Annotated in this window: 15 protein-coding genes; 6 read left to right on the forward strand and 9 right to left on the reverse strand. The window is 74.1% G+C overall.

From position 1 onward, the window contains the following. Window positions 1-126: 126 nt before the first annotated feature. On the forward strand, window positions 127-1,410 hold the full coding sequence (locus FHS22_RS24275; protein WP_338047913.1) for an alpha/beta fold hydrolase: 1,284 nt from the start codon (window positions 127-129) through the stop codon (window positions 1,408-1,410). 41 nt (window positions 1,411-1,451) lie between these two features. Here the strand turns inward: FHS22_RS24275 and FHS22_RS24280 are convergent, their stop codons facing one another. The 4 genes from FHS22_RS24280 to glnII form a co-directional block, all read right to left on the reverse strand. After that, on the reverse strand, window positions 1,452-1,700 hold the full coding sequence (locus tag FHS22_RS24280; protein ID WP_184945177.1) for an SCO4226 family nickel-binding protein: 249 nt from the start codon (window positions 1,698-1,700) through the stop codon (window positions 1,452-1,454). A 129-nt stretch (window positions 1,701-1,829) separates the two neighbouring features. After that, the gene (locus FHS22_RS24285) at window positions 1,830-3,248 is read right to left on the reverse strand and encodes an ATP-binding protein (RefSeq protein ID WP_184945179.1); all 1,419 of its coding nucleotides are present in this window, start codon (window positions 3,246-3,248) and stop codon (window positions 1,830-1,832) included. Further along, complete coding sequence (locus FHS22_RS24290) at window positions 3,245-4,909, reverse strand: NAD(P)/FAD-dependent oxidoreductase (RefSeq protein ID WP_338047914.1); 1,665 nt, start codon at window positions 4,907-4,909, stop codon at window positions 3,245-3,247. Before FHS22_RS24290 ends, FHS22_RS24285 begins: the two co-directional genes overlap by 4 nt. 170 nt (window positions 4,910-5,079) lie before the next feature. Then, window positions 5,080-6,099, reverse strand: a complete 1,020-nt coding sequence (gene glnII / locus FHS22_RS24295) for a glutamine synthetase (RefSeq protein ID WP_184945181.1) — start codon at window positions 6,097-6,099, stop codon at window positions 5,080-5,082. Between the two features lie 228 nt (window positions 6,100-6,327). Between glnII and FHS22_RS24300 the strand changes: the two genes are divergently transcribed. After that, window positions 6,328-7,002 carry a ThuA domain-containing protein gene (locus FHS22_RS24300; RefSeq protein ID WP_184945183.1) on the forward strand — a complete coding sequence of 225 codons (675 nt, stop codon included), beginning with the start codon at window positions 6,328-6,330 and terminating at the stop codon, window positions 7,000-7,002. Here the strand turns inward: FHS22_RS24300 and FHS22_RS24305 are convergent. The 3 genes from FHS22_RS24305 to FHS22_RS24315 form a co-directional block, all read right to left on the reverse strand. Further along, window positions 6,992-7,663 carry a MerR family transcriptional regulator gene (locus tag FHS22_RS24305; protein ID WP_184945185.1) on the reverse strand — a complete coding sequence of 224 codons (672 nt, stop codon included), beginning with the start codon at window positions 7,661-7,663 and terminating at the stop codon, window positions 6,992-6,994. The two genes, FHS22_RS24300 and FHS22_RS24305, sit on opposite strands and share 11 nt — an antisense overlap. Before the next feature lie 50 nt (window positions 7,664-7,713). Beyond that, entirely contained in the window at window positions 7,714-8,523 is an 810-nt protein-coding gene (locus FHS22_RS24310) for an SAM-dependent methyltransferase (RefSeq protein WP_184945187.1), read from the reverse strand. 161 nt (window positions 8,524-8,684) lie between these two features. Beyond that, on the reverse strand, window positions 8,685-9,284 hold the full coding sequence (locus tag FHS22_RS24315) for a CGNR zinc finger domain-containing protein (RefSeq protein WP_338047915.1): 600 nt from the start codon (window positions 9,282-9,284) through the stop codon (window positions 8,685-8,687). Between the two features lie 101 nt (window positions 9,285-9,385). Between FHS22_RS24315 and FHS22_RS24320 the strand changes: the two genes are divergently transcribed. The 4 genes from FHS22_RS24320 (at window position 9,386) to FHS22_RS24335 (ending at window position 13,902) form a co-directional block, all read left to right on the forward strand. Then, entirely contained in the window at window positions 9,386-10,264 is an 879-nt protein-coding gene (locus FHS22_RS24320; RefSeq protein WP_221474039.1) for an SDR family NAD(P)-dependent oxidoreductase, read from the forward strand. A 224-nt stretch (window positions 10,265-10,488) separates the two neighbouring features. After that, window positions 10,489-11,571, forward strand: coding sequence for a thiolase C-terminal domain-containing protein (locus tag FHS22_RS24325; protein ID WP_184945189.1), 1,083 nt, complete (start codon window positions 10,489-10,491; stop codon window positions 11,569-11,571). A gap of 251 nt (window positions 11,572-11,822) precedes the next feature. Then, window positions 11,823-12,806 carry a FecCD family ABC transporter permease gene (locus tag FHS22_RS24330; protein ID WP_184945191.1) on the forward strand — a complete coding sequence of 328 codons (984 nt, stop codon included), beginning with the start codon at window positions 11,823-11,825 and terminating at the stop codon, window positions 12,804-12,806. 55 nt (window positions 12,807-12,861) lie between these two features. After that, the gene (locus tag FHS22_RS24335) at window positions 12,862-13,902 is read left to right on the forward strand and encodes a FecCD family ABC transporter permease (protein WP_184945193.1); all 1,041 of its coding nucleotides are present in this window, start codon (window positions 12,862-12,864) and stop codon (window positions 13,900-13,902) included. 124 nt (window positions 13,903-14,026) lie between these two features. On the opposite strand, the gene fes is transcribed toward FHS22_RS24335, so the two are convergent. Next, the gene (gene fes, locus FHS22_RS24340) at window positions 14,027-15,271 is read right to left on the reverse strand and encodes an enterochelin esterase (RefSeq protein ID WP_184945195.1); all 1,245 of its coding nucleotides are present in this window, start codon (window positions 15,269-15,271) and stop codon (window positions 14,027-14,029) included. Then, entirely contained in the window at window positions 15,271-16,281 is a 1,011-nt protein-coding gene (fepB, locus tag FHS22_RS24345; RefSeq protein WP_184945197.1) for a Fe2+-enterobactin ABC transporter substrate-binding protein, read from the reverse strand. The genes fes and fepB overlap by 1 nt, the downstream gene beginning before the upstream one ends. Window positions 16,282-16,499 lie beyond the last annotated feature (218 nt).

Raw genomic sequence — 16,499 nt, forward strand, 5'->3', positions numbered from 1 at the left:
ACCGGGGACGGTCCAGGTGACGGGCTGCGCCGGGGAACCCCGTGACGCCGGGGCCGCGCACGCCGGCGGTCCCGTCCGGAGGGCGCCCGCGCCGTCCGCGGAGGCGGGGCGGGTACCGTGTCGCGGGTGACCGTCCTGCTGCCCGGTGTCGAGCTCACCGACCACGTCTTCACCGTCCCCCTCGACCACGCCGACCCCGGCGGGCCCATGATCGAGGTCTTCGCCCGCGAGGCGGTCGATCCGGCCGGGCGGGACCGCGACCTGCCCTGGCTGCTGTTCCTGCAGGGCGGGCCGGGCGGGAAGTCCCCGCGGCCCACGGCGGCCGGCGGCTGGCTGGGCCACGCGCTGAAGACCCACCGGGTGCTCCTGCTCGACCAGCGGGGCACCGGCCGCAGCACCCCCGTCACGGCCGCCACGCTGCCCGGCCTCCCCGCGGCCGGGGCGGTCCCGTCCGACGCGGAGATCGCCGCCTGCCTCAGGCGCTTCCGGGCCGACGCGATCGTCGCCGACGCCGAGCTGATCCGGCGGCGGCTCTGCGGGGACCGGCCCTGGGAGACCCTCGGCCAGAGCTACGGCGGGTTCATCACCCTCACCTACCTGTCGCGGGCCCCCGAGGGGCTCAAGGCCTGCTACGTCACCGGAGGCCTGCCCGGCCTGAGGGCCGGAGCCGAGGACGTCTACGCCCGGACCTATCCCCGGGTCCGCGCCAAGGCGGAGCGCTTCTTCGCCCGCTACCCCGGCGACAGCGCCCGGCTGGACGCGATAGCCGACCACCTGGGCCGGGAGAGGGTCCTGCTGCCCGACGGGGACGTGCTGACGGTGCGCCGCCTGCAGACCCTCGGCATGTGCCTGGGCGCCGGCGACGGCGCCGAGTACCTGCACTGGCTCCTCGACGAGGCCTGGACCGGCGGCGAGTTGTCGGCCGCGTTCCGCTACGAGGTCATGACGGCCACCGGCTTCGTGGGCAACCCGCTCTACGCGGTCCTGCACGAGTCGATCTACGCCCAGGGCTCCGCCACGGAGTGGGCGGCGCACCGGCTGCTTCCGGCGGAGTTCGCCGAGCACGCCCGCCCGCTGCTGCCCACCGGGGAGATGATCTACCCCTGGATGTTCGACGAGATCGCCGCCCTGCGTCCCTTCAAGGGCGCCGCCGGGATCCTCGCCGCCGCCGGCGACTGGCCCGATCTCTACGACCCGGTACGGCTGGCGGCCAACGAGGTCCCGGTGGCCGCCGCCGTCTACTACGATGACATGTACGTCGACGAGCGCCTGTCCATGGAGACCGCCCGCGCCGTCGGCGGCGTCCGGGCCTGGGTGACCAACGAGTGGGAGCACGACGGCGTCCGGGTCTCCGGCGGCAGGGTCCTCGCCCGGCTCATGGACGTGGTCGGGGGCGTCCACGGCTCCTGAGACCGGGGAGGCCCCGCCGAGGGGGAGGGCCGGGGCGCCGGTCAGACGGCCAGCGGAACGGGGTGGATCTCGCTGGCGGGGTGGCCCGCCCGCTCGTGGACGCGCTGCACGGCGTCCGGGCTGGGAGCCTCCGACAGGCAGTAGACGACGCCCGAGTCCGGGTCGGCCCACGCGTGCTCGAAGGAGACGCCTTCTTCGTCCTGGATCGCGAGGTCGGCGGCGTGCGCCTCGCGGAGTTGCTCGTCGGTGATGCCCGTCATGCCGCGATGGACGTCCATGAACGTCGCCATGGCTTCCTCCTGGAAGGGCTGGACCGGCTGGCGTGCCGGAGGTCTCTCCCAGGCTAATTTTCACATAAGTCGCAAAACACCCCAAAAAACCAAAATGCGCTTATGTCACCTTCGGGGAGCGGGCCGGGGTCAGGCGCCCGGCTGCTCGGCGAGGGGGAGGCGGACCTGGAAGCGGGTGTCGCCGGGGACGGACTCCACCCGCAGGTCGCCGCCGTGCCGGCCGGCCACGATGCGGAAGGAGATGTCCAGGCCCAGCCCGGTGCCCTCGCCGACCGCCTTGGTGGTGAAGAACGGCTCGAAGATCCGCTCGCGCAGGTGCCCGGGCACGCCGGGGCCAGTGTCGCAGATCTCGACCAGGGCGGTGGTGCCGTACTCCAGACGGGTGCGGACGGTCAGCGTGCCCGTCCCGTCCATCGCGTCCAGCGCGTTGTGGACCAGGTTGGTCCAGACCTGGTTGAGCTCGCCGGCGTAGGCGGGCAGCGGCGGCAGCGCCGGATCGTAGTCGGCGGCCACGGTGATCCCGGGCGGGATCTTGCCGCGGAACATGGTGAGGGTGCTGTCCAGCAGTTCGCGCACGTCGACCGTCCGGTACGGCGCGCGGTCCATCTGGGAGTACTGCTTGGCGGAGGCCAGCAGCGAGGTGATCCGCTCGGTCGCGTCGGCCACCTCGTCCAGCATCTGGGAGATCTCGACCGCCTCGGCCAGCCAGTGCACCGCCCCCGGCAGGTGGTCCTCGCCGATCTCGCCGCGGACCTTCTCCAGCCCCTCCGGGCCGAACCCGGCGGCGACCAGCGGGGAGGCGAGCTCCCAGCCGTCGTCGACGCCGGCCTCCTCCAGCGCGTCGCCCAGCTCGTCCTCGGCGTCGGAGACCTCCAGCGGGGAGCGGGCGGGCGCGTTCCCCGCGCCGTCCGCGCACCGCTCCTCCAGGTCCACCAGCGCGCGCAGCCGGTCGGGGGAGATGCCCGCCCCCGCCAGCTCCGCCAGCCGCCGCCGGGAGGAGCGGACCTTCTCCCGGAGCTCGCCCACGGCCCGCACGGCCGCCGCGGCCGGGTTGTTGAGCTCGTGGGTGAGCCCGGCGGTGATCGTGCCGAGGGCGGTCAGCCGCTGCCGGCGGTCGATGAGGTCCCGCTGCGCGAGGCCGCCCAGGCGCACCCCGTCCAGCAGGTGCACGGCCATCGGGAACCACTCGCCCATGATGCGGCCGAACTCCGCGGCGGGCAGCACGAAGAACCGCGAGGGCCTGGTCGTGTGGAGCGAGTGGGTGTAGGTCTCCGGCGCGCGCTCGCCGAGGTAGGCGGAGGTGGCCCCGGCGTAGACGCCGGCCTGCGAGGTGGGCGCCATCGGGACGGCGCCGGAGGGGGTCAGGGTGGACATGACCACCTCGCCCTCGACGAGCACCAGGAAGCAGTCGGCCGGGTCGCCCTGCCGTACGACCTGCTCGCCCGCGTCCGCCTCGCGCTCCGCGCCGTGCGCGGCCAGCCAGTCGAGCCGGTCCTCCGCCAGCCTCTCGAAGAGGAACAGCCCGCGCAGCGTCTCCTTGTCGATCACGCCTTCTCCAGGTAGCGGTGGACGAGGGCCACGGCCATCGCGCCCTCGCCGACGGCCGAGGCGACCCGCTTGACCGAGTCGGCGCGGACGTCGCCGGCGGCGAACACGCCCGGCACGCTGGTCTCCAGGTGGTACGGCTGGCGGTGGAGCGGCCAGTTGCGCGGCCGGTCCCCGGTGGCCGCGAGGTCGGGGCCGGTCAGGACGAAGCCCCTGGCGTCCCGCTCGACGGCGTCGCCGAGCCAGTCGGTGAGCGGCTCGGCTCCGATGAACACGAACAATCGCTCGGCCCCGACCGTGCGCTCGCCCTCCGGGCCCTTCAGCGTGAGCCGCTCCAGGTGGTCGCCGCCCTGCGCGCCGGCCACCTGGGTCCCGGTGTGCACCCTGATGTTCGGGATCTGCGCGATCTGCTCGATCAGGTAGTGCGACATGGACCTCTCCAGTCCGTCGCCCCTGACGATCAGGTGGACCGTGCTGGCGTATCCCGACAGGTGGACCGCGCCCTGCCCGGCCGAGTTGGCCGCGCCGACGACGTAGACCTCGCAGCCGCGGCACTCCGGCGCCTCGGTCACCGCGGCGCCGTAGTAGACGCCCGCGCCGATGAAGTCGTCCAGGCCGGGGGCGCCCAGCCGCCGGTAGGAGACGCCGGTCGCCAGGATCACGGTGTGCGCGGCGACGCTGCCGCCGTCGGCGAAGCCGACCACCCGGGTCCGGCCCCTGGCCTCCAGGCTGGTGACGGTGCGGGCGGTGAGCAGCTCGGCGCCGAACTTCAGCGCCTGGCGGCGGGCGCGGTCGGCGAGCTGGGAGCCGGAGACGCCGTCCGGGAAACCGAGGTAGTTCTCGATGCGGGAGCTCTGCCCGGCCTGCCCGCCGGAGGCGTGCTGCTCCACCAGCACGGTGCGCAGCCCCTCGGAGGCGCCGTAGACCGCCGCGCCCAGCCCGCCCGGGCCGCCGCCGATGACGACCAGGTCGTAGAAGTCGGTAGCCGGGGAGGTGGACAGCCCCACGGCGGCGGCCAGGTCCGCGGTGGCCGGAGCGCTCAGCACGGCGCCCTCCGCGGTGACCACCAGCGGCAGCGCGGCCGGTCCGGCACCGCCGTCCGCCCGGGCCGCGGCCAGCAGCTGCGCCCCCTCGGGGTCGTCGGCCAGGAGCCAGCGGTAGGGGACGTGGTTGCGGGCCAGGAAGTCGCGGACCTCGTAGGACCGGGCCGACCAGCGGGCCCCCACCACCCGGAGCTCGCCGGCGGCCCGGCGGTCGGTGCGCTGCCAGGCGTCGAGCTGGGCGTCGAGCACCGGGTAGAGCTTCTCCTCCGGCGGATCCCACGGCTTGAGCAGGTAGTGGTCGAGGTCCACGACGTTGATCGCCTGGATCGCCGCGTCGGTGTCGGCGTAGGCGGTCAGCAGCACCCGCCGGGCGTGCGGGTACAGGTCCATGACCTGCTCCAGGAGCTCCACGCCGTTCATCTGGGGCATCCGGTAGTCGGCCAGGACCGCCGCGAGGTCGTCGCCGCGCAGCCGCATCTGCCTGGCGCTCTCCAGGCCCTGCGCCGCCGTGTCGGCCCTGACGATCCGGTAGGCGTTCCCGTACCGGCGCCGCAGGTCGCGGGCGATCGAGCGGGAGACCCCCGGATCGTCGTCGACCGTCATGATGACCGGTTTGTTCACGCCTGTCTCCCCCTGCACTCTCGGCGAACCAGTTCGAAGGATGTCATACCGGAACACGGGCGCCCGCCCTCGCGGACGACCGGGCGGAGACGACGAGAGAGGCCGCGGACGCCCCCGGCAGGGTGTCCACGGCCTCTCTCGTCACGGGCGGATGCGCCCGCGGTCACGGGTCAGACCTGGCCGGCCTTCTCCAGCGCGGAGCAGCAGGTGTCCACCAGCAGGCGGGTCACCACGTAGGGGTCGACGTTGGCGTTCGGGCGGCGGTCCTCGATGTAGCCCTTCTTCTCGACCTCGACCTGCCACGGGATGCGGACCGAGGCGCCGCGGTCGGAGACGCCGTAGCTGTACTTGTTCCACGGGGCGGTCTCGTGGTGGCCGGTGAGGCGGTCCTCGATGCCGTGGCCGTACTGCTTGACGTGCTCGAAGGGCTTGTCGCCCTCGCCCAGCGCCTCGCAGGCGGTGATGATCGCGTCGTAGCCCTCGCGCATCGCCTTGGTGGAGAAGTTGGTGTGCGCGCCGGCGCCGTTCCAGTCGCCCTTGGCCGGCTTGGGGTCGAGGGTGGCGGCGATGCCGAAGTCCTCGGCGACGCGGTAGAGCAGCCAGCGCGCGACCCACATGTGGTCGGAGACCTCGACCGGGCCGGCCGGGCCGACCTGGAACTCCCACTGGCCGGGCATGACCTCGGCGTTGATGCCGGAGATCTTCAGGCCCGCCTCCAGGCACAGGTCGAGGTGCTTTTCGACGACGTCGCGGCCGAAGACCTCGTCGGCGCCGACGCCGCAGTAGTAGCCGCCCTGCGGGGCCGGGAAGCCGCCGATCGGGAAGCCGAGCGGGCGGCCCTCCTTGAAGAAGGTGTACTCCTGCTCGATGCCGAACCAGGACTCCTGGTCGGCGTACTTCTCGGCCACCTCGGTCAGCAGCGCGCGGGTGTTGCTGGCGTGCGGGGTCATGTCGATGTCCAGGACCTCGCACAGGACCAGGACGTTGTCGCCGCCGCGGATCGGGTCCGGGCAGGTGAAGACCGGCTTGAGCACGCGGTCGGAGGAGTGGCCGTCGGCCTGGTTGGTGCTGGACCCGTCGAAGCCCCAGATCGGGAGCTCGGCGCCGTCCGCGAGGACTCGCGTCTTCGAGCGGAGCTTGGCGGTGGGCTCGGTGCCGTCGATCCAGATGTATTCAGCCTTGAAGGTCATCGCCGGAGTCCTTGAGGATGGAGGGGTCTGCTGCCCTCAAAGAGTCGCAAGTCGCGATTTCACATCCATTGCCCATATGTGAACGGGATGTTACATAGGTCCGTTTCTCCAGGCAGCGGGGTTACGGGGAGATTTCACAGCCCCGTCCGCGCGGCTGTGAGCTGCGGTCATGCCGCAGGCTGCGGCCATCCGGTGGCGACCGGCCCGCTTCCGTGTTGAAGTGGAGCCGTGGCCCGAAACCTGATCCTCTCCGGAGGCCTGTACCACGACTTCCCCGCGACCTCCGCGGCCCTGGCCCAGGCACTGGCCGAGGTCGGCGTGGAGTCCGACGTCACCGAGGACATCGCCGGCGGCCTGGCCGACGCCCCCGAGTACCAGCTGATCACCGTCAACGCCCTGCGCTGGCGGATGCGCCAGGAGCGCTTCGCCGGGCAGCGCGCCCGGTGGCGCTTCGAACTGCCCGCCGAGGCCCGTACGGCCCTGCTGGACCACCTGGAGCGGGGCGGCGGCCTGCTCTGCATGCACGCGGCCCCGATCTGCTTCGACGACTGGCAGGGCTGGCCCCGCGTGCTGGGCGCCTGCTGGGACTGGCAGAAGTCCCATCACCCGCCGCTGGGCTGGGCCACGGTGCGGGTCCACGGCGGTCACCCGGTCGTCGACGGCCTGCGCGACTTCGACCTGGTGGACGAGGTCTACAGCGACCTGTCCGTCCTGCCCGACGTGACGCCCCTGGCCTCCTCGCAGGGCCAGCCCCTGATCTGGGCCCGCCCGGTACGGCGCGGCCGGGTCCTCTACGACGCCCTGGGCCACGACACCCGCTCCTACGACAGCCCGGTCCACCGCACGATCCTCCAGCGTGCCGCCCTCTGGCTGCTCAAACGCCCGGTCGCCTTCAGGGAGTAGCGTCCGGCCCCCGGTCGGCGCCCCCGGCCCGGGTCCCGAAGATGCGGGCGGAGGCGGACTCCTGGGCCAGGCGGCGCAGGACGTCGAGGGCGCGGCCGTGCACGACCGTGCCGATGATCAGGGCCTCCACCGCCTCCTCGCGGGTGCGGTCCAGCGGGATGGTGCCGATCTCGTGCTCGGTCACCAGCTCCATGGCCGTCTCCGCGTAGGGGCGCAGGGCCTCGCCGGTGGTGGGCATGCCGAGCCGGTCGAGGGTGAGGATGACCTGGGCGAGCTCGTCACGGGTGGGGGCATGGGCGTCGACCTGCCAGCCCAGGTCGGCGATGAGCCGGTCGGCCTCGGAGCGGGCCGCGTGCCAGGCCTCGGCGTCGGGATGGGGCTCGATCGCCGGCGCGATCGCGTAGTGGGCGGTTCCGAGCACGTGGTGCATGCTCAGCGTCTCGTCGTCCACGGCCTTGAGCACCGCGCGGATGGCGGCGATGGGCAGGCGGCCGACCTCCAGCAGCGCCCGGACCAGGCGGAGCCGCCGCACGTGGCGCGCGCCGTACTCGGCCCGGGTGGCGGAGGTCTGCTCCCCGGCGGGGAGCAGGCCCTCACGCAGGTAGTACTTGATCGTCGGGATGGGAACGCCCGAGGCGGCGCTGAGCTGGGATATCCGCATCATTGGATAGTACAGCTAGCCAATAGTTGCGGCCTCCCGCACGGGCGCGGCTACGGCATGCGCGCCACCACGCCGAGGATGCCGGGCTTGCCGAGGTCGTACGCGGCGTCCTCCTCGAACTCCGGGCGCCATGCCTGGACCGGGACGATCCCGGGGTCGAGCACCTCCAGGCCCTCGGTGTAGGCGGCCAGGTGGGCGGGGCCGCGCGGGGTGATCGACCCGGCGCTGGCGGGGCGGTAGGTGTCCTTCGCCCTGGCCTGCTCCTCGGCGGAGGTGGTCCCGAGATGGCCGTGGGAGAGCACCAGGTAGCTGCCGGGGGCCAGTGTCTCCCGGACCGCGGTGACGATGGCCGCGGCCTCGTCGTCGCCGGGGACGAAGTGGAGCATGGCCAGCATGATCACGGCGACGGGCCGGTCGAAGTCGATGTTCGCACGGATCTCGGGGTGGTCGAGCAGGGCCTTGGGTTCGCGCATGTCGGCCTGGACGACGACGGTGTGGGGGTTGTCGGCCAGCAGGGCCCGGCCGTGGGCCATGACGATGGGGTCGTTGTCGACGTAGACGACCTTCGCGTCGGGGATGATGCGGTGGGCGACCTGGTGGACGTTCTCCTGGGTGGGCAGGCCGGAGCCGATGTCGAGGAACTGGCGCACGCCCTGCCCGGCGATCTCGGCCACCGCCTTGCGGAGGAAGGCGCGGTTGGCCCGGGCCACCTCCCGGACACCCGGAACCGCGGCCATGAAGTTCTCGGCGGCCTCGCGGTCGGAGGCGAAGTTGTCCTTGCCGCCCAGGTAGTAGTCGTACATCCGGGCCACGCTCGGGATCGTCGGGTCGATCCCCGCGGGCGCCTGCTCGTCGTCCATGACGCTCTCCTCGGCCCCAGGCTGATCACTCTCCTGGTGATGCTAGACGACGGGAACCGATTTCTGATCTTCCCGCCCGCATCTCCGGGCGCCCGGCGGCGGGCGTCTCCCCGCCGTCCCCGTCCGCCGGTCCCCGTCCGCCGGTGTCCGTGCTGCGGCCTCTACGCTCCGGGGCCCGTCCCGCCCGCGGCGCGGCGGCTGCGGTAGGAGCGCATCGCGACCTGCGCCCCGCACGACCTCGGACTGCAGTACGCCGCGGACGAGTTGCGGGTGCGGTCGTAGAACCCGAGATGGCAGGGCGGGTTGCGGCAGGCCTTCAGGCGCGTCCACGTGCCGTGCCGGGCGAGCTCGGCCACGGCGGCGAGCAGGCTGCCGAAGGCCCCGGCCACGCCCGTGTGGGCGGGGAGGAGCCGGACGTCCTGTGCGGTGACGACGGGCGAGAGCGGGTACAGCGCCCCGCTCCGCCGCAGGTACGCCTCGGCCGCCTCCAGCGGCGCGCCGTCGCCGTCCGGCTCGCCGGCGTGCGCGAGCAGGACCGCGACCAGGGCCTCCCGCAGCTCGCGGGCCGTGGCGGCGTCCCCTTCGGTGACGAGGGCCTCCGGGGGGACCAGGCCGGCCGCGCGCAGCCAGAGCGCGGCCGACGGGGCGTCGGCCAGCCGCTCCTCCTGCCCGGCGATCGGCCGGGTGTTGACGAAGCCGAGCACGAGGTCCGCGGCTTCGGGCGGGCTGAGGGGACTGTGCCGCCCCTGATCGGTCACCACGTTCAGCATGATAGTCAACCATGGAGCAAAGTGGTTTGGCGAATAACGATTGTGAGTTTTAAGGCTTGCTAGTTATGTGTAAAAGCATTACGGTCATAACCATGTCGATCACAGCAGAATCCATGGCCACTGGGCCCACGACCGCCGGCCGCTCCTGGTTCGTCACCGGCGGCTCCTCCGGGATCGGCCGCGAGCTGGTGCTCGCGGCCCTCGGCCGCGGTGACAGCGTCGCCGCGGTGGCGCGCCGCGCCGGTGACGTCGCGGATCTCGCCGGGCGCCTCCCCGGCAGGTTCCTCGCCCTGGAGCTCGACGTCCGGGACGAGTCCGCGGTGCGCGCCGGCGTCGACCGGGCCGTCGCCGAGTTCGGCCGCCTCGACGTGGTCGCCAACAACGCCGGGTACGGCCTCTTCGGCGCGGTCGAGGAGGTGACCGACGCGCAGGCCAGGGCCGTCTTCGACACGAACGTCTTCGGGGCCCTGAACGTGCTGCGCGCCGCGCTGCCCGTGCTGCGGGCCCAGCGCTCCGGGCACGTCCTCCAGGGTTCGTCGGTGTACGGGCAGACGGCCCACCCGGGAGTGGGGCTGCTGGCCGCGACCAAGTACGCGCTGGAGGGCCTGTCCGACGCGCTGGCCGCCGAGCTGGCGCCGCTCGGCGTCAAGGTGACGCTGGTCGAGCCCGGCTACACGGCCACCGCGTTCCTGTCCAACCTCGCCTTCGCCGAGCCGGCGCCCGACTACGACCCGACGGTGCGGGCCGTGCAGCGGTCCCTCGGCGACCTGCCGCCGGAGGCGTTCGCCGACCCGGCCCGGGTGGCGCGCGCCATGCTGGCCGTCGTGGACGCCGAACACCCTCCGCTCCGCCTGGCGCTGGGCGGGCAGGCCGAGAACGACATGCGGGCCTCTCTCCTCGCGCGGCTGCGCGACCTGGACGAGTGGGCGGCCGTGGCCCGCGAGGTCGACCGCGAGCCCGTCTCCTCCTGACCGGGCGGGGGCCGGGCCGAGCGGGGCGGGGCGGGGCGGTCGGCGGCCGGCGGCCGGAGCCGGGGACCGGCCGCCGCATGTTAACCGAGCAAGCGCTTGCCTAAGTTGTCGGCCCGCGTTAGCGTGACGGACGGCGGCCCGGTGGAGGGCGGCCCACAGGCGTCACCCGCCGGGGCGGATCGCGCCCCGCCCCGGCGGGTGACACGGCTCCTTGCGGAGGGTTCATGCGGGACCGGGCGGCCGTCGCCGGGATCGGGATGACGGCCCTGACGCGGAGCTCCGGCAGGACCGAGCTGGAGCTCGCGGTCGAGGCGTCCCGCGCGGCCTGCGCCGACGCGGGCGTCGAGCCCGGCGAGGTCGACGCGGTGCTCAGCTACCACCTGAACGACTCGGCCCCGGTGGTCCAGGTCGCCGCGGCGCTGCGGATCGAGCCCCTGGGCTGGCACAACGACATCACCGGCGGCGGCACCCAGGCGGCCTCCATCCTGGGCGACGCGGCCATGCTGGTCGCCTCGGGCCTGGCCCGCACGGTCCTGGTCTACCGGGCGCTGAACGGCCGTTCGGGAACGCGCATGAACACCGTCTCCACCGGCCCGCAGGAGCGCTTCACCCGCCCGTACGGCATGGCCGGCCCGATCCCGATGTTCGCCCTGGCCGCCCAGCGCTACCTGCACGAGACCGGGCTCACCGAGGAGCACCTGCACGCGGTCGTCGCCCAGTCGCGGGAGAACGCCGCCGCCAACCCCCGCGCCCTGCGCCGGGACCCGCTCTCCCTGGAGGACTACCTGGCCCGGCCGTACGTCTGCTCGCCGCTGCGGACCGTCGACTGCTGCCAGGAGACCGACGGCGCGTGCGCGCTGGTGGTCCGCGACGCCCGGCTGGCGCCCGGCGCCCCCCGGATCCACGCCGTGGTCCGGGGCGGCGGCCCCGGCTGCTCGTCCATGGACCGCTCACCGGACGTCACGCAGATCTTCTCCGGTCACCTCGCGCCCCTCCTCTGGGAGCGGTCGGGCATGAAACCGGGCGACGTGGACGTGGCGCTGCTCTACGACGCCTACTCGTGGCTGGTCCCCCGCCAGCTGGAGGACTTCGGCCTGGCGGCCCGCGCCGAGCTCGGGGAGTTCCTGCTCCGCAGGCGGCACGCCGCGGTCAACCCGCACGGCGGGCTGCTCTCGGAGGGCTACGTGCACGGGCTCAACAACGTGGCGCAGGCCGTACGGGAGCTCAGGGGGGACCGGGAGACGGCGCTGGTGACCGGCTTCGGCGGATCCTACGGCAGCGCCGCGATCCTCACCCGGGGCCGCTGACCCCGGGAGCGTGACGCGCCGGCCGCGGCGGCACGAGGGCCGTGGTCCGCTCTCGGGCGGTCCTGCCCGGTGACCGAGGCGCAACCGGTCGACGGGCGGGGCGGAACGGCGGCCGGGCCTGCTGGGAAGGCTTGCGAACGAATCGGGCGGGTGCCCCCGTCCCGGCCCGCCCGGGCCCTCCGATGTGACTCCGCCGCGCAGGTAAAGATAAGGTAAGCCTCTCCTAAGTAATTCTATGAGCAGGAGACCTGATGCGGTGGACGGGGCTTGCGGCCTCCTTCGCGGTCCTCGCCGCGGTGGCCGTGCTCAGCCTCGCGGTCGGCGCCCAGGCGATCCCGCCCGCGGAGGTCTGGCAGCAACTGTGGCGGCCCGACGGAGGGGAGACCGCCGCGATCATCCACGACCTGCGCATCCCGCGGACGCTGCTCGGGCTCTGCGTCGGCGCGGCGCTCGGCCTGGCGGGGGCGCTCATGCAGGCGCTCACCCGCAACCCGCTCGCCGACCCCGGCCTGCTCGGTGTGAACGCCGGGGCCTCGCTGGCCGTGGTCGGCGCCATTCTGCTCGGCATCGTCGACATGCGGGTCTGGGTCTGGTTCTCCTTCGCCGGAGCGGCGCTGGCCGCGACCGCCGTCTACGCGCTCGGCGCGACGGGCCGGGGCGCGGCGAGCCCGGCCCGCCTGGTGCTGGCCGGGGCGGCGGTCAGCGCGGCCTTCCTCGCGGTGATCGACGCGGTGCTCACACTGAACGCCGGAGTGTTCGACAAGTGGCGCTTCTGGGACATCGGCGCGCTCGCCGGGCGGGACGCCGAGGTCGTCCGGCAGGTCGCGCCGTTCATCGTGGTGGGCGCCGTCCTCGCCCTCGGGCTCGGGCGGGGGCTCAACGCCCTCGCGCTCGGCGAGCAGGCGGGACAGGGCCTGGGGGCGAGCCCGGGCCGGATCCGGCTCGCCGGAGCGGGGGCGATCATGCTGCTCTGCGGGGCGGCGACCGCCGCGGCGGGCCCCATCGGCTTCATCGGGCTCATGGCCCCGCACGCCGTGCGGGCCTTCACCGGCCCCGACAACCGCTGGGTGCTGGCCTACTCGGCCGTGCTCGCCCCGGCCCTGCTGCTGGCCGCGGACGTCCTGGGCCGGGTCGTGATGCGGCCCGGCGAGCTGGAGAGCGGCATCGTCACCGCCTTCGTCGGGGCCCCCGTCTTCGTCTACCTCCTGCGCCGCCGGAAGGTCGTCCGCCTGTGAACGAACGAACCGATGGGCACGGCCGCCTTCTCACGGGGCCGGCGAAGGAGGGCCTGTGAGCGTCTACCGCATCGTGCGCACCCCGTCGCGCCGGATCTCCGCCCGGGTCCATCTCCGTGCGTCGGCCGTCGTGCTGGTCCTGCTCGCCGCCGCGGCGGCGGTGGGGCTGGCCGCGCTGGGCACCGGCTCGGCGGTCTCGGTCGGCGACGCGGCCAGGACCCTGTTCGGGTACGGCGACGCCACCAGCGAGATGGTCGTCTACGAGCTGCGCGCGCCCCGGGTGCTGCTCGCCCTCCTGGTGGGGGCGGCGCTCGGCGCCGGGGGCGCCGTCGTACAGAGCCTCTCCCGCAACCCGCTCGGCAGCCCGGACGTGATCGGGGTGAACGCGGGCGCCGCCGCGGGAGCGGTCCTGGTGATCCTCGTCGCCGGGACCTCGGCCCCCCCGGCCGTCGCCGGGGGCGCGCTGGTCTGCGGCCTGGCCGCGGCCCTGCTGGTCTACGTGCTCTCCTTCAAGAACGGGGTCCAGGGCACCCGCCTGGTGCTCGTCGGCCTCGGCGTCACCGCCATGCTCCACTCCGTCATCGCCTACCTGCTCTCCCGGGCGGACCTCTACGAGTCGGAGGGGGCCAAGGTCTGGCTCGTCGGCAGCCTGGCGGGCACGGGCTGGGAGCGGGTGTGGCCGGTCGCGGCGGCGCTGGCCGTCCTGCTCCCCGTCACCCTGGCGCTGGGCCGGTCGCTGAGCACGCTGGAGATGGGCGACGACACGGCCGCCGCGCTCGGCCTGCGGGTGGAGCGCCTCCGGCTCGCGCTGCTGCTGGCCTCCGTGGCGCTCTCGGGAGCGGCGGTCTCGGCCGCCGGGCCCATCACCTTCGTCGCGCTCGCCGCCCCCCAGCTCTCCCGGCGACTGACCCGGGCCCCCGGTCCGGGCGTCGCCGCCGCGGCGGCGACCGGCGCCCTGCTGCTGGCCGCCGCCGACCTGACGGCGCAGCGGCTTCCCACGCCCGGTCAGCTTCCCGTGGGGGTGCTGACCGGAGGGCTGGGCGGGCTCTACCTCGCCTGGCTGCTCCACCGGGAGTGGCGCGCCGGCCGCTCCTGAGCCGGCCGCTCCTGAGCCGGCCGCTCCCGATCCGGCCGCTCCCGGGCACCGGACCGGTCACGACGGCCGGCGCGTCCCCGGCGTGCGCCGGGGACGGGGATCGGCGCGCACCTGCGGACCGGCGTCAGGAGAGGGCGGCGATCAGGCCGTCGGCGAGCGAGCCGCGCCAGCAGGCGTGGTCGTGCCCGCCGTCGTACTCCCGGTAGGTCAGTTCGCAGCCCCCCGCGCGCAGCACGTCGCGCAGCCGCCGGGTCGGGCCGAGCAGCGCCCACTCGTAGGTGCCGACCTCGACGTAGGCGCGGGCCGGGACGCGGCCCGCCGCGGCCAGTTCGGCGGTGAGCCACTCGCCGCCGGGGCCGTCGCGGTCATCGGGGCCGCCCGGGTCGTTGGGCCACCAGAACGAGCCGGACTGCGAGACGGCGGACCCGAACCGGTCGGGACGGCGGTGGGCGGAGTACAGCGCGGTCAGTCCGCCGAGGCTCTGCCCCGCGACGACGGTCCGGGCCGGCGGGTGCCCTCCGGACGGCAGCTCGTCGGCGAGGAAGGCCGTGAAGGCGTCGTCGCAGGTCAAATCGCGGATTCTGGCCGCAGGAGGGCCCGCCTGGACCAGCAGCGCGGTCAACGGCGGCACGGCGCCCGCCTCGGTCAGGTTGCCGAGGAGGACCGGCAGGTCGTCGAGCCAGCACTCGCCGTCCAGCAGGACGAGGGTGCCCTCCGGCGGGCGGTCCGGCCGGAGGCGCCACACGGTCCGGCCGCCGACCGTGCGGCGGTCCGGCCCGCCCGCGCGCGCCCGGGGGGCGAGCCACCGCTGCGGCGGCGCGTCCGGCAGCTCGGCGACCGAATGCCCGCCGACGGTCCGGGGGTTGAACGGGTCGGCGACCGCCTGGGCCAGTCCCAGGCACCAGCGCTCGATCGCCGCGCGCGGCGCGGGGGACCCGGCGGTGATCATCGCGTCCCGCCGCCGGGCCGCCTCGCCGCCGATCGGCTGGGAGGCGGTGCCGGCGGGGCGCGGGGCGAGCCGGTAGGAGCCGCGCCAGCCCGACCTGAGCCGGTAGGTGCGGTGCCAGACGTCGGTGCCGTCGAGCCGTTCCATCAGGCTCGCGCCGAGCACGCCCGGATCGGTGATCTTGTTGGCCATGACGAGCACGTCCTCCGCGTCACCGCGCCACAGGAACGTGACGGCGCGGTGGCCGGGGTCGCCGGGGATCTCCTCGACCAGGGGCGTGCCCCGCGCGGCCGCCTCCGCCCAGAACGACTCCAGCGCCCCGGCCCGCCCCGCCCGCAGGTCCGCGGCCAGCGCGGCGACGCGCCGGCCGGCGAGGACCTCGGGAGGGCACGGGCAGGGAATCTGGGGAGGGACGTTCCGCATCAGGAGGCGAACTGCTGCTCGATGCGGTCGATGATGTTGGAGGCGCTGTAGTAGTCGATGCGGAAGGAGTCGAGGCCCAGGTCGTAGACCCGCTTGCCGGAGACCGCGGCGAGGTCCTTCCAGAGGGGCTTGGCCTGGGTGGCGGCGATCTCGTCGGCGCTGTGGCTGACGAAGAAGACCGAGCTGTCGCCGAAGGCCTTGACGACGTTCTCCTGGGAGACGCTCACGATGTCCTTGCGCGCGCCGCCCTCACGGTTGTCCGCGGCGGCGTAGGACGCGTCGATCGGGTGGAGCGTGAAGCCGAGGGAGCCGAGCAGCGCTCCCTGGGCGGACGCATCGGTGAAGACGGGGATGTCGGTGTTGTTGTCGCGCAGCAGCACGGCCTCGTGCTCGGGCGTGCCGATCTTGCCCTTCGCCTCGGCCACGCGCTGGTCGTAGGCGGTGAGGACCTTCTTGGCGTTCTCCTCCAGGCCGAGCGCGCCGCCCAGCTTGGTCATGAGCTCCTGCCAGGACAGGTCGTCGTGGCGGAAGAGCACGGTCGGCGCGACGGCCTTGAGCCGGTCGTAGACCTTGAGCGTGCTGTCCGCGCCGGAGGCGGAGCCGATGATGAGGTCGGGCTTGGCCGCGATGACCTTCTCGACGTCGGCCTCGAAGCCCTGGTAGACCACCTGGACGCCGCGCTGCTCGGCGACGTCGGCCCACTGCGAGAAGAAGCCGTTGCCGTCGGTGATCGGGCTGGGCGGAGTGGCCTGCGAGGCGATCAGCGGGGCCTCCAGGGCGAGCAGGTGGCCGGTGAGGGTCACGCTCACCGAGACGATGCGCTTGGGCGCGACCGGCACCTCCGTGGTGCCCGCCTCGTGCTGGACGCTCCTGGTCCGGCCGGCCGCCGGGGTCTCGCCCCCGCTCTTCGCCCCGGCGTCCTCCGCTCCCGAGCCGCAGGCCGTCAGGGCCAGCACGGCTGTGGCCGCGGCGACGGCGGCGGCCCAGCGACGGCCGATCGAGATCCTCATGACACTCCTATGGTTAGGTAAGCCTTTCCTAAAAGATATTAGGGCAGGCTTCCCTAAGAGATCCATCGGGGTGGGCGGTACGGCCACATGGCGGGACGGTGGTGTGATGTGGCGTGGCGGCCCCGGCACGCCACGCCCGCGCGGGCAGGCAGGAGCCCCGGGAAGGGAACCGCCGACGGGCCGGGCACCGGGGGAGGCGGGCCGGGCACGGCGGGAAG

Source organism: Thiemannella venezuelensis (assembly GCF_014203605.1).
In the GTDB taxonomy this organism is placed as follows: domain Bacteria; phylum Actinomycetota; class Actinomycetes; order Streptosporangiales; family Streptosporangiaceae; genus Planomonospora_A; species Planomonospora_A venezuelensis.